The organism is Syntrophorhabdaceae bacterium, assembly GCA_028713955.1.
Lineage (GTDB): Bacteria > Desulfobacterota > Syntrophorhabdia > Syntrophorhabdales > Syntrophorhabdaceae > UBA5609.
On the sequence record JAQTNJ010000076.1, the window covers coordinates 1 to 13,301 of the forward strand.

A 13,301-nucleotide genomic window follows, 5' to 3' on the forward strand; every position below is an offset into this window, starting at 1 on the left:
TTAACAGGCCAATAAATTCCTTACTTGTACTTTTTTAGAAAACAAATACCCGGAGTAAGGGTAAAAACACAAAGGTGTGTAATATAACAACGGCGTTCGAGTAAAAGATTCGAACGCTGTTTTTTTTTTGAGGAACAGACCGGGACGCAGGCGTCTTTGAACCAATGACGGTTCAGGACGTCTTTTTTATTTCCGGTAAAGAGAGGAGGTGATGAATAGTTTGGCATCGGGCAACTACACTTTATTACATTAACAGGAGGTTCCAGATGAAGCGTGTTAAAATTCTTATGTGTGCAGTGTTTCTATTATGTTCTATCACGGTGACCGGTCTTTTTGCCGGGGAGGCAAAACCACCGGAGACTAAGGTTGCAGAAGCCGGGACGCCGGAGAAGGCACCCGAAGAAAAGGTGACCGGCAGTGTAACCCTCGGTGTATTCAATAAGTACGTGTTCCGCGGCTATGAGTTGAGCAGGGGCAGCTTTGTGGTTCAACCTGCCGTTACCGCCTCTTTTAAGGGTTTTTCGGCCACCTACTGGGGCAACGTGGACAGCAACGCCCACGATACGCAGTCCTATTTTCCGAGCGCCTCCGGTAAGGACGGGATGAAGTGGTTCAACGAGACCGATCTGACACTCAGCTATACCCGCGCCTTTGACAAGCTCTCCCTCACAGGCGGATACATCTACTACAACACGAAGTATACGAATGAGACCGAAGAGCTTTTCATCAGCGCAACGTACGATATACTCACAAAGCCGACCCTGGCCATCAACCAGGACATCACGGAGTATACCGGCACCTACATAAACCTTTCATTCTCCCATTCGATCCCGGTGTACAAGGACGTGACCCTTGATCTCGGTGCGTCGGCCGGCTATTTTATCGGACAGAACAGGTACTGGAAGACATACGAGGAATCTACCGGTGGATATACCGGGTCGAAATACAAAGGGTTCCATGACGGCATGGTGAAGGCCGGGTTTACCATCCCCATTACAAAGGCCATCTCATTCCAGCCGGTTGCCCAGTACTGGTTCCCGCTGTCCGGCGATGCAAAGAAGAAGATCGGCGCCGTTTCATACAATCCCAACGGATACCTCGGTACGGTCTTCGTGGGAGGTGCGAACTTCATCTTCAGTTTCTGAGAAACACGGTGTTCTCAGGGCCCGGCAGGTCATCCGTGATCTGCACAGAGCCCTTTCCCCTGCAGCGAAGCAGCAAAGTCCTGATCGGACAGGCACATCAGCAATCAGACAACGTTGTCTGCATATCGGTTCCCGCTGATTTTTCGAGCGGTAAGCCAGAAGAGCAGTTTTATACATAAAGGAGGTTTACAATGAAAAAGGGCTTAGTTGTGTTGTTATTGATTATGATGTTGGGATTGGCCGTTACAACGTTTGCCGGCGAACCGGATCCTTTCGGCGTAAAGACGTTGGCGGAAAATGCGCAGGCGCCGGTCGATTATGTCTGGGTTCTGGTCTGCGGCTTTCTGGTTATGTTCATGCAGGCAGGCTTTGCAATGGTCGAGACAGGTTTTTGCCGGGCAAAGAATGCCGCTAATTTAATGGCAAAGAATACAATTGACTTTGTCGTCGGTTCCCTCGCCTTTTTTGTTATTGGTTATACGATATTGAAGGGCGCAGATGTCGGGGGGCTTTTCGGCAGCGGCCCTTTGTTCTTAAGCGGTGCGCAATACGATGTCGGCAAGTACCTTGATTTCTTCTGGCAGATGGTATTCTGTGCAACTGCCGCAACCATAGTCTCGGGCGCTGTGGCGGAACGTCTGAAATTCTCCTCCTATTTGATCTATAGTGCATTCATCAGCATCCTGATCTATCCGATCTACGGCCACTGGGTGTGGGGCGGAGGATGGCTTTCGACGCTGCCCTTCGGCATGGGACATCTTGATTTTGCAGGATCAGGTGTTGTGCATACAATAGGCGGGATGTTTGGACTTGCAGGGGCAATAGTCCTTGGGCCGAGATTCGGCAAATTTACAAAGGACGGAAAACCGAATGCCATCCCCGGGCACAGCATAACACTGGCAGCTCTGGGAGTTTTCATACTCTGGTTTGGATGGTTCGGTTTTAACCCGGGATCCACCTTCAACGCGCACCACCTGAGAATATCGGTGATAGCGGTCAATACCCTGCTCGCTGCATCGGCAGGCGGATTTGCTGCGCTGATAGTTGTTCTTATAAAAACAAAAATATATGATGTCGGTATGATGTTTAACGGTATTCTTGCGGGTCTTGTCGCCGTAACCGCGCCATGTGCATGGGTGGAGGCATGGGCTGCGGTAGTGATCGGGTTGATAGCCGGAGTAATCGTGGTTATCGGCGTATACGGGCTTGAAAAGCTGAAGATTGACGATCCCGTAGGCGCAGTATCCGTCCATGGTTTTAACGGCATGTGGGGACTTATAAGCGTCGGCATATTTGCAGACGGCACGTACGGCAATTATTCAACAGATGCACCTTTTGCAACCGGCCTTCTTTATGGAGGCGGTTCAGGTCAGCTTATTGCTCAGGTCACAGGCGCCGGTGTTGCAGCATTATGGGCTTTTGTATGCGGATATATCTTATTCAAAATAATGGATGCCATTATGGGTATCAGGGTTTCTCCTCAGGAAGAGATGAAAGGCCTGGATGTATATGAACATGGTGGCTCGGCCTATCCTGATTTTTATACCCAGAATAAATAGAGAGGGGTGATGACATGCAAAAAATAACAGCGATAATAAGAATTGAAAAATTCGATGATGTGAGAGCTGCCCTTGAGAAACGAGGATATCCCGGCATTTCTCTTGCGAGAATTGAGGGTCATGGAAAACAAAAAGGACTCAGGCAGCAATTCCGGGGGCGTGAATACACGATAGAGATGCTCCCAAAGCTGCAATTGGGGATTGTTGTGAAAGATGCTGATGTGAAGGCAATCGTGAACACGATCATAGAGGCAGCGCGTACCGGCGAAGCAGGGGACGGCAAGATATTCGTCTCGCCTGTCTCTGAGGTCTATCGTATTCGAACAGGTGAAGCCGGAGAAGAAGCACTTTAGTGAGAAGTTCAGCTTATTGACCCCCGGTCGTCGGTGCGGAGCCTGTCTGTGGGCTTTTACCTCCATGCGCAGGCGGTCGGGGGTTCTTGACACGCTCTGACGGAAGGACCTTGCAGAAAGCTGATATCATATAATATTATAGAAACGTGTCGCCGTCAGTCTTTTTTCCAGCCTTTTTTGCGTACAAGACAGAGGTCAATTTCATCACAGATCCTGGTGTGTTTACGGGTGACCTCCTGCTCGGCAATGCCCCGGCAGTACTGCTTGTCCCGATCGAAATCGGCAGTACTCATCCCCGGCTTCGAGTAATACATGGTGCAGCCAGTCAAGATGACGATTAAAAGCATTATCAGCAGTATCCTTTTCATCCCTCTCCCTGAAGGGCATACATTGCCAGCACCCTTTCCCGGTTTACCATGACCCGCCTTTTTTCGCAATTATTTTTGTAAGGAAGAAAACAATCTGGTATAAAATAAAGTACAGGATTATTCGTTTGAAATGAGTAAGAACCCAATATTATTTACTTAGATTACGTTTTGTGCTATAAAACGCAAGGTTCGAGACCTATGGTTTTTTATTTCAAACTCCGGCATAAACCAATTGTAATTCTGTTATTTCGGCCGTTCCTTATTCCCATCATTGCTATTGATTATGGTGGGAATATCTGTATGTAAGAAACCCTGGTTCACGAATTAGATCATGTGTTTTATTCTCTTATAGCGTATACGCGTTTAAATAATTGACAGAGAAAGGAAGGAGGAACCATGGATTTATTTGAAAAATGTAAAAAGGTTAACCGTTATATCTACCTTTTCGGGGGATTTGCACTTATGTTCATGATGTTGTTAACAGTGGCCGATGTAATCCTGAGGGAATTTGATCACCCGATAGTAGGGACTTACGAACTTGTGGGTTTTTCAGCGGCAGTAGTAATAGGCTTCTGTATCCCTTACACAACATCGGTAAGAAGCCATATTACCGTTGACTTTCTTACCATGAGATTGCCCGCAAAGGTCCAGAAAGTGCTGCTGATCATTACACGTTTTCTTGGTATATTCCTGTTCGTCTTTGTGGGATATAACCTGTTTAAAATGGGAATGGATCTCTACAGATCCGGAGAAGTCTCCCTTACCATACAGGTGCCATTTTATCCCATTGCTTTCGGGATAGGCGCATGCTGCTTTCTCCAGGCTATCACCCAATTGGCCGATGTTATAGGTATTATAAGGAGGCAAGCATGAGTCCCGAAATAATTGGCGTTATAGGTCTTGTAATTATGTTTGTGCTCTTTTTTGCCGGTCTCGAAATAGGATTTGCCATGGGGATTGTAGGTTTTTTAGGTTTTTGCTATATAACATCTGTGCAGGCCGGTGCAAACCTCATTGCCAAAGACATTTTTGATGTCTTTTCTTCCTACAGCCTGACGGTCATTCCCCTATTCATATTCATGGGACAGCTTGCCGCAAACTCCGGGATAGGGGGGAAACTTTATGATTCAGCTTTTCGCTTCATAGGTCATATACCGGGCGGACTCGCAATGGCAACGGTCATAGGGTGCACGTTTTTCGGCGCTATCTGCGGATCTACTACAGCCACAGCTGCTACATTTACGAGTGTTTCCGTGCCTGAAATGAGACGATTCAAGTACAGCGACAAGCTTATTGGCGGTTCTATCGCATCATCCGGAGGGATTGGCATCATGATACCTCCAAGCGTAATATTTATAGTATACGGGATATTTACACAGCAATCCATCGGCAAGCTCTTTATGGCCGGTGTACTTCCCGGCCTTATGATCTGTGCATTGTTTATAATCTCTATTCTACTCTGGTGCTTAAAAGATCCTTCTCTGGGTCCCAAGGGCGAAAAATCTACATGGAAGCAACGCTTCAAATCACTTCCCGGGGCAATTGAGATTATTATCATCTTCATTGTTGTCATGGGGGGTATGATGAAAGGCTTTTTTACCCCTACGGAAGGAGGCGCCATCGGTGCATTTGCAACGCTTCTCCTTACGATGATCACAAGGTCGATAACGCTTAAGCAAGTGGGCAAATCCATCCTTGAAACCCTCGTATCTTCCTGCATGATCATGGTTATCGTTGCCGGTGCGACGATTTTTGGCCACTTCCTCGCAGTCTCGACAATACCCTTCAAGGTTGCCGAAAGCGTTGGGGGCCTGGCGCTTCCCCATAATGTGATCATGGGTATCATACTGTTCATATATCTTCTCGGCGGTTGCGTAATAGATGCACTTGCGCTGATCATTCTCACCATACCGATCTTCTATCCCGTCATTACCCAGCTTGGCTTCGATCCCATCTGGTTTGGAGTGGTTATTGTTCTCATCACCATGATGGGGGTTATCACGCCACCCGTAGGGATGAATAGCTACGTTGTGGCAGGCATTTCCAAGATCCCTTTGGGAACCGTTTTTAAGGGGATATGGCCCTTTCTGATTGCGCTGTGCGTTGCGGCAGTCATCCTGATCAGTTTTCCGGCTCTTGCAACATTTCTGCCGGCTCTCTTAATGGGAAGTTAAACAAAAAGGAGGATGTCTAATGAAAGAATCTTTTCTTGATGGAAAGACAATATTGGCGGTAGATGACGAGCCGGATATACTCCAGGTTCTCCGAGAAGAGATAGAAGATGCCTGCGCAACCTGCCGGTTCGACCAGGCAACAACATATGATGAAGCCGCCGGCAAACTTCAGTCCGTGGCCTACGACATTGTGATCCTTGACATTATGGGCGTGAGAGGTTTTGATCTTCTTGAAATGGCCGTAAAAAGAAACATGAAGGTCGTAATGCTTACCGCGCACGCACTCAATTCCGATGCCCTGAAGCGGGCCTACGATATGAAGGCGAGGGCCTATCTCCCCAAAAACAAACTGGGTGAAATAGTGCCTTTTCTCGAAGACGTTCTCACCAGTGAATACGAGCCTGGATGGAAGCATCTTATTAAGGAGCTGGAAAATTTTTTTGACAAACAGTTTGAACCTGACTGGAAAAAGAAGATAGGGTATTAACCGCTAAGAAAAAGACCACCTGAGGGTGGTCTTTTTCTGTAACGGATAGGTATCCTTTTTTGTTACTTTGCGACTTTCGTTTTCAGCTTCTTTCCGGCTGAGAACTTCACGACCTTCTTTGCAGGTATCTTGATCTCTTTGCCGGTCTGAGGATTTCTCCCCTTCCTGGCCTTTCTCTGCGATACCGAGAAGGTTCCGAAGCCTATTACCGCGACCTTGCCGCCCTTCTTCAGTGTTGCACCTACGGAGTCAATGACGGTGTTTAGTGCCTTCTCAGCACTTACCTTGGATATCTTGGCTCCCTTTGCTATTGCGTCTATCAAGTCCCCCTTGTTCATAAAAGCCCTCCCTTGGCTGTTTTTTCTTATATGATACATGTAATTTCCTCAATTGCAACAGAAATCAGCATGGATTTGAAAAAAAATAGTGATTCCCCGCCGGCTATCAGCTATCAGCAGCCAGCTATCAGCTGATATCGTGAAATGTGAAACGTGAAAAGTAATAGGTGATGGGTAATAGGTGATAGGGGAAAGGTCATTGCGAGCGGAGCGTGGCAATCTCGTTCAATAGATTATACCCTTAGATCGCCACGTCGCTTCGCTCCTCGCGATGACAATACAATAAAGACCTTGTTCCTGAGTCTTCCATCCTCTGTTTCGTCCTTTTATCTCTCATCCCTCGGTTTGTTCTGCCTTACGTTTTTACTCTCCGCTCTCAGCTCTCAGCTCTTTGCTGTAGTTCCCCCTCACGACTTACGAGATTTATCTGTTCGTCGGTTTCAATAGGTCATGAATATCCGCTGGATCTCCTTTGTATCCTTTGTCTTCGTGAGGGCCAGCATGAGGAGTACCCGGGCCTTCTGCGCGTTGAGGTTACCGGCCACGACAAAATCGTATTCGTCGTCTTTTGCCTCCCCGGTGCGCGCCACAAAGCCGCTTCCCGTCCTGGAAGACCTGACAACGACGATGCCTTTTTGTCTCGCCTCACGGTATGCCGCTTTCATCCTGTCAGACATACTCCCGTCTCCTGTACCGGCATTTATCACGCCCGTGGCTCTTTTCCCAACTATAGCGTCGAGCATGGAGCGGTTTTCTCCGGCATACCCATAGATAATATAGACCTCCGGAAGCGTCTTCAGCTTCATGATATCGAACTCGCTATGTATGGTGTGGCGTTTCGTGGTGGTTCTGTAGAAATGGGTCTGTCCGCCCGTTATGTATCCAAGAAATCCAATATCAGGGGCCTTGAAGGTATCGGGGGCGGTGGTATTTGTCTTTGTCACTTCACGCGCCGCGCTGATCTGGTCGTTAAGCGTTACAAGAACGCCTTTCCCGCGTGCGTCAGCAGACCCCGCGAGAAGGATGGCGTTGTAAAGGTTCATAGGCCCGTCAGCACTGATTGCCGTAGAAGGTCTCATGGAGCCTGTCAGGACGACCGGCTTGTTGCTCCTGACGGTAAGGTTGAGGAAATATGCTGTTTCTTCAAGGGTGTCGGTGCCGTGTGTTATGACGATCCCGTCCACATCGTCCCGGGCAAGCAGCCGGTTGACCCTTTTTGAAAGGATGAGCCAATCCACGGGAGTCATGTTCTCGCTGGCGATCTGCATAACCTGTTCACCGCTTACCCTCGCAATCCCGGATAGCTCGGGAACTGCCGAGATCAGCCCTTCGACACCCACCTTTGCTGCCGCGTACCCTACGGTCGTTGCGGCAGTGGTGCCCACACCGGCGATCGTGCCGCCTGTCGCAAGGATTACGATACGGGGAAGGGCATCACTCGTATAAGACGGAATAGAAAAGAATAAGATCATAAAAACGGCTGCCGCGCACATTGCGTATCTTTTCATGATTGACACTCCTCGTAGACTGCCGGGGCGAACCCACCGGTCATTTTGTCTTTCGCCATACAGCTGAATGCCCTTCACGCATCATCTTTTACCCAGGACTTCAAATGGCAAAAATGGTTTTTATATGCACCAGTTTCTTATGACTATACATTATACATTAAATGATTGTCACACAATAACAGCAAGAGCGTGGAAGTTATTAAACGACAAATATATTGCGGATAACTGGTAGCTGATAGCTTATATAGAATAGTACTTGACAGAATTGTTTGAGCGACTACAATTAATTACAGGCTAAAAATGCCAAGAAGGTTCTGAAAGGTTTTTCCTTCGGAATCTTTGAAAAACCAATGATCTTAAGAAGGGGGAACAAATGGAAAATAAGAGCAGGCGCGAGTTCATCAAATTTGCCGGTATATCCGGCTCAGTTCTTATGGCCGGTCTTCTTGACAGGCATGGTCTTGCTCAGGCTGAAACTGCCAATGTGAGCAAAATCAGGGAGATTAGTTCGTATAAAGCAGGCGGAATAAGAGATTTCATAAAATTACTGGACAAGAACGGAGAGCTGGCGAGAATAAAAAAAGAAGTGGACCCTCAATATGAGATCGGGAGTATTTTAAAAGAATATGAGCGACGAGGCAAGGCGGTGCTCTTCGAAAAGGTTAAAGGGTCAAAGATCCCCGCAGTGGGAGGATTATATCAAAACTGGAGAAGGATAGGCCTTGCGCTGGGACATGCTGAGAAGTTCGGCCAGCCGGAGATGTATAATCTATTCTCTGCCGCCATGGCAAAACCTATTCCACCAGTGCAGGTGGAAGCCTGTCCATGGAAAGATGTTATTTTAAAGGGGGCCAAGGCTGATATAACAAAGTTTCCTGTCCCGACACTCTTCGCGGATGATGGCGGTCCTTACATAACGGCAGGGGTGGGGATATGCAGGAATCCTGAAACAAATGCTTATAATGTCGGTGTATACAGGATGCAGGTGCTTGGTCCTGACAGGATTCTGGTCTGGGCATTTCCCGGGAGCGACTTGCATTACATCTACAAGGCATATGAGAAGATGGGCGAAGAGCTGGACTTTGCGGTATTGATAGGGGCAGACCCTGCTGTATTTGCGGCGGCAGTATCCAAGATACCTCCGGAGATAGACGAACTGGCAGTGGCAGGGGCGCTGAGAGGTAAAGGCATAGGGGTTGCTCAATGCGAAACAGTTAATCTATCGGTGCCGGCGATCTCAGAGATCGTCATAGAGGGGAAGATAAACCCGAAGGCGAGGACCAAGGATGGTCCCTTTGCGGATCATGGCGGGATCTACAAAGGCGGCCCGTCGCCGACGATGCGCATATCCGCCATCTGCCACCGGAAAAACCCGCTGTTCCAGGTCCTCCTCGCGGGCGATTCAAACGAACACTGTACGACCTCGGAGATCCTGGCCTGCTTCTGGGGGCGTGATATCCTCGACGACCTTCAGTCAAAGTTCAAGAATGTAAAAGATGCAATTCTTTACTGGCGCGGTGGAACGAAAAAATGGTTGGTTGTTTCTCTGTCTGATAAAAAATCCGATAAGGAACCACAGGAAATCTTGACGGAGATCTTCAGTTTTAACGGCTCGAAATACCGTACGATGCCGGTGAGTTCATTTCTGAGGTCTGCGATTATTGTAAACGAAGATGTAGATATATACGATATAGAGGAAGTTGTCTGGGCAGTCGGCACGAGGCTTGCCAACTGCTATCCGATAGAAGCGGATAAATCCAAAAGATATGAGCTCAGGGTTGGTTTTGACGCGACGAAACCTGTCGGAGCACCGCCTGCCCTGAATAAGAGAACAAAGACCAAGGCAAACAAGCTTTAAGGATTTGGAGGGACAACATATGCCGTATGATGCGAACAGGATGTCTGACTGGCAGATCTCTGAAGCGGCAGAGGCGGGCATGAAGTCGATCTGGCAGCTCCAGGAAGAACTGGGTCTGGAAAAAGACGAGATCATTCCGTATGGCAGGGTAGGAAGGCTTAGCTTCAAAAAGATAACGGACAGGCTGCGTCAGAAAGAAAACGGGAAGTACGTCAACATCACTGCCATCACCCCGACACCCCTCGGAGAGGGCAAAACAACAACCTGCATAGGGTTAATGGAGGGACTGGGCAAAAGAGGGAAGAAAACCGGCGGCGCCATACGCCAGCCTTCCGGTGGACCCACGATGAACGTGAAAGGCAGTGCCGCCGGAGGAGGCAACGCCCAGGTCATCCCACTTACGGAGTTCTCACTGGGGTTGACCGGCGATATCAATAATATTATCAATGCCCATAATCTCGCGATGACAGCCCTGACATCAAGGATGCAGCACGAAAGGAACTACAGCGATTCCGAGCTCGCGAAAAGAAATTTGAGACGTTTGAGTGTAGATTCGAAGAATGTTCAAATGGGCTGGGTCATTGATTTCTGCGCCCAGACTTTAAGAAACATAATAATCGGCCTTGGCGGGAAGATGGACGGATTTACGATGCAGTCCCGGTTTGACATTGCCGTCAGTTCGGAGATAATGGCGATCCTGTCGATGGCGAAAGACCTCAGGGACCTGCGGGAGAGGGTCGGGAAGATCACCATAGCGTTCGACCGGTACGGCAAGCCCTTAACGACAGAGGATCTGGAGGTTGCGGGGGCAATGTGCGCGTTTTTAAGAGAAAGCATTAACCCGAACCTTCTGCAAACAGTGGAGGGACAGCCGGTACTGGTTCATGCAGGACCCTTTGCAAATATCGCTATCGGGCAGTCATCGATCATCGCGGACATGGTCGGTCTGAAATTGTTTGATTATCACGTGACAGAGAGTGGATTTGCTACGGATATAGGTTTTGAAAAGTTCTGGAACGTCAAGTGCAGGATCAGCGGGTTGCAGCCGAATGTGTCCGTCATTACCGCGACTATCAGGGCATTGAAGATGCATGGCGGAGGTCCCAGGGTTGCGCCCGGTTTGCCCATTCCTGCTGAATACAGGGAAGAGGATCTGAGATTGTTGGAGAACGGCCTGCCGAACCTTATTCACCATATACGGACAGTAAAGTTGTCAGGCGTTAAGCCCGTTGTATGTATCAACAGCTTCAACACTGACACAAAAAACGAAGTGGAATGTGTAAAAAGGGCAGCCGAGGCTGAAGGGGCGCGCGTAGCGGTTTCGGAGTCCTGGCAAAAGGGAGGAGAGGGCGCCCTTGAATTGGCGGATGCCGTGATTGATGCCTGCAACGAGGATGTGGATTTCCGGTTTCTTTATCCCGCAGAGATGCCCCTGAGAGAACGGGTCGACGTCATCGCAAAGAATATCTATGGCGCCGATAAGGTACTGTGGATACCTGAGGCTGAAGAAAAAGCAAAGAGATTGGAAGAGGACCCCGACAAAAAGGATTATTTTACCATGATGGTCAAGACCCATCTCAGCCTGTCCCATGACCCCGAACTAAAAGGTGTGCCAAAAGGGTGGACTATGCCGATCAGGGACATATTAGTTTTTACAGGGGCCAGATTTTTATGTCCTGTAGCGGGCTCTATCAAGCTTATGCCGGGTACAGGCTCAGACCCTGCATTCAGGAGGATAGACATCGATGTAGATACCGGAAAGGTGACCGGTCTTTCTTGAGTGAAAGGTGGAAAGTGGAAAGGTGGAAGGCCGGGCCATTGTCAGTCACACCAGAGTTTACACGTTGCGCCGGTGTGAAGATTTTGAATCACTGCGCTGGAGCATGTTCCGTAGGGACTGCCCTGCAAAAAAATAATCCAGTCCCCTTCGGTGATCCCTTCGCAGGCCGTCATGGCTTCATATCGATGCCCGTTGATGATGAACACCTCATTTTCTGATACTACCTGCACGGGATATGCGGGAGTTGCGTGACCTGTCGTAACGCACGAAACAATGATCAGCACGAAGGAGATCATGACCGTTATTATTGCGGGCAGAAGATGAAGGGCATGGCGGTAAGTTCGTTGTACCTTCGAACGATATTTCATAATCATCTATAATACCATATCTGCAAAGAAGAAACAGCCCCACAAACACGTAAGGCGTGAAGCGGAGAACCGCGAAGGACGATGGACGAAGGACGAAATGACGAGAAGAATCAGGTTGAGGAGAACAGGAGGCTTGATTATCAATATTCAGAACTGACTGCCAGATACTTGATACTGGATGCTGGCGAAAAACTCGTAAGGCGTGAGGGGAACTACAGCAAAGAGCGGAGAGCTGAGAGCGGAGAGTAAAAACGTAAGGCAGAACAAACCGAGGGATGAGAGATAAAAGGACGAAACAGAGGATGAAAGACTCAGGAACAAGGTCTTTATTGTATTGTCATCGCGAGGAGCACAAGCGACGTGGCGATCTCAAAAGATGGGATTGCCGCGCTTCGCTCGCAATGACACTACGCCGCGCCGCGCTCGCAATGACAAGACACCACACCCTGCAGGTTCGCAATGACCTATCACCTATTACCTATTACTTTTCACCCTTCACGTTTCACTTTTCACGATATCAGCTGGCAGCTTATAGCTGATAATAAGAACTTGTACTTTGCTGTTGTTTGGATTAATCTATGCTGATGAAGGGGTTTTTCCTCGGTCTCAGCAATGGTGTAACATGCGTTGCTTACTGTACCCCTTTGCTCATTCCTTATATGCTTGGTGAAGGGAAAAATGTTGTGCAAAATTTTATCACCTTGACGAAGTTCCTGCTGGGGCGCCTTGCCGGGTATCTTTGCTTTGCCCTTATTACCTGGCTGATTAACCTTTCAATCCTTGAGAGGCTGGGGTCCGGGGGATTGCTCATCGGCATCCTCTATATTATCTTCTCCTGTCTCATGATGATCTATGCATTTTTCAAGATAGATGTGCCATGCGCTGCCCGCAGCATCGGTTATATTGCCGGGAGGATCAGGATCCCTTTGTTGATCCCGGTCATGGCAGGCCTCTTAAGCGGTGTTGCCTTTTGTCCGCCTTTTTTACTTGCGATGACCGATGCAGCGAGTAAAGGGAGTCTGTCCTACAGCCTCTTCTTTTTCTTCATGTTCTTTATCGGTACTTCCATGTTTTTCATTCCGATACCTTTTGTTGGGGTGTTGCGCCGTCTCCAGGCGCTTCAGATAGTAGGTAAAATGGCAACGGGAATTGTCGGCTTATATTATCTTTACACGGGGATAATAGCTGTGATCGCAGGTGTCAAGGGCATATGAAAACAGATACCCCTCAGGTTCCCCAGGGAGAAGGCCGGGGTAGAACCACCCTCCTTATCATGGTAATGATGGTTGTCACGCTCTTTATGTTCAGCGGCGGAAAGATGCCGCAGGACCCTAAGGGGATAATCGCCTTCATTCTCACATTC

At 48.5% G+C, this 13,301-nt stretch carries 14 protein-coding genes; 10 read left to right on the top strand and 4 right to left on the bottom strand.

All coding sequences use genetic code 11. From position 1 onward, the window contains the following. Positions 1 to 266: 266 nt before the first annotated feature. The 3 genes from PHU49_08155 to PHU49_08165 all read left to right on the top strand — a co-directional run bounded on the left by PHU49_08155 (position 267) and on the right by PHU49_08165 (position 3,057). Positions 267 to 1,145 (top strand): hypothetical protein, encoded by an 879-nt coding sequence (locus PHU49_08155; protein ID MDD5243975.1) that lies wholly within the window; start codon positions 267 to 269, stop codon positions 1,143 to 1,145. A gap of 191 nt (positions 1,146 to 1,336) precedes the next feature. Next, entirely contained in the window at positions 1,337 to 2,704 is a 1,368-nt protein-coding gene (locus tag PHU49_08160; protein ID MDD5243976.1) for an ammonium transporter, read from the top strand. Between the two features lie 14 nt (positions 2,705 to 2,718). Beyond that, on the top strand, positions 2,719 to 3,057 hold the full coding sequence (locus PHU49_08165) for a P-II family nitrogen regulator (protein ID MDD5243977.1): 339 nt from the start codon (positions 2,719 to 2,721) through the stop codon (positions 3,055 to 3,057). 155 nt (positions 3,058 to 3,212) lie between these two features. On the opposite strand, the gene PHU49_08170 is transcribed toward PHU49_08165, so the two are convergent. Further along, positions 3,213 to 3,425, bottom strand: coding sequence for a hypothetical protein (locus PHU49_08170; protein ID MDD5243978.1), 213 nt, complete (start codon positions 3,423 to 3,425; stop codon positions 3,213 to 3,215). Positions 3,426 to 3,821: 396 nt separating this feature from the next. Between PHU49_08170 and PHU49_08175 the strand changes: the two genes are divergently transcribed. The 3 genes from PHU49_08175 to PHU49_08185 are packed head-to-tail and all read left to right on the top strand — an operon-like array spanning position 3,822 to position 6,086. Next, positions 3,822 to 4,298, top strand: coding sequence for a TRAP transporter small permease (locus tag PHU49_08175; protein ID MDD5243979.1), 477 nt, complete (start codon positions 3,822 to 3,824; stop codon positions 4,296 to 4,298). Then, a complete protein-coding gene (locus tag PHU49_08180; GenBank protein MDD5243980.1) occupies positions 4,295 to 5,599 on the top strand; it encodes a TRAP transporter large permease in 1,305 nt (434 codons plus the stop codon). Before PHU49_08175 ends, PHU49_08180 begins: the two co-directional genes overlap by 4 nt. A gap of 19 nt (positions 5,600 to 5,618) precedes the next feature. Next, positions 5,619 to 6,086, top strand: a complete 468-nt coding sequence (locus PHU49_08185) for a response regulator (protein ID MDD5243981.1) — start codon at positions 5,619 to 5,621, stop codon at positions 6,084 to 6,086. A 62-nt stretch (positions 6,087 to 6,148) separates the two neighbouring features. Here the strand turns inward: PHU49_08185 and PHU49_08190 are convergent, their stop codons facing one another. Together PHU49_08190 and PHU49_08195 are read right to left on the bottom strand one after the other, a co-directional pair. After that, the gene (locus PHU49_08190) at positions 6,149 to 6,424 is read right to left on the bottom strand and encodes an HU family DNA-binding protein (protein ID MDD5243982.1); all 276 of its coding nucleotides are present in this window, start codon (positions 6,422 to 6,424) and stop codon (positions 6,149 to 6,151) included. Between the two features lie 440 nt (positions 6,425 to 6,864). Beyond that, a complete protein-coding gene (locus PHU49_08195; protein MDD5243983.1) occupies positions 6,865 to 7,932 on the bottom strand; it encodes an asparaginase in 1,068 nt (355 codons plus the stop codon). A gap of 373 nt (positions 7,933 to 8,305) precedes the next feature. Between PHU49_08195 and PHU49_08200 the strand changes: the two genes are divergently transcribed. Together PHU49_08200 and PHU49_08205 are read left to right on the top strand one after the other, a co-directional pair. Further along, entirely contained in the window at positions 8,306 to 9,790 is a 1,485-nt protein-coding gene (locus PHU49_08200) for a UbiD family decarboxylase (protein MDD5243984.1), read from the top strand. A 19-nt stretch (positions 9,791 to 9,809) separates the two neighbouring features. Next, entirely contained in the window at positions 9,810 to 11,570 is a 1,761-nt protein-coding gene (locus PHU49_08205) for a formate--tetrahydrofolate ligase (protein ID MDD5243985.1), read from the top strand. A gap of 41 nt (positions 11,571 to 11,611) precedes the next feature. On the opposite strand, the gene PHU49_08210 is transcribed toward PHU49_08205, so the two are convergent. Beyond that, positions 11,612 to 11,938, bottom strand: coding sequence for a hypothetical protein (locus PHU49_08210; protein ID MDD5243986.1), 327 nt, complete (start codon positions 11,936 to 11,938; stop codon positions 11,612 to 11,614). Between the two features lie 81 nt (positions 11,939 to 12,019). Here PHU49_08210 and PHU49_08215 point away from each other — a divergent pair, with 81 nt between their 5' ends. Then, entirely contained in the window at positions 12,020 to 12,187 is a 168-nt protein-coding gene (locus tag PHU49_08215; protein ID MDD5243987.1) for a hypothetical protein, read from the top strand. A gap of 329 nt (positions 12,188 to 12,516) precedes the next feature. Further along, positions 12,517 to 13,152: a sulfite exporter TauE/SafE family protein gene (locus tag PHU49_08220; GenBank protein MDD5243988.1), complete on the top strand. Its 636-nt coding sequence runs from the start codon at positions 12,517 to 12,519 to the stop codon at positions 13,150 to 13,152. Positions 13,153 to 13,301 lie beyond the last annotated feature (149 nt).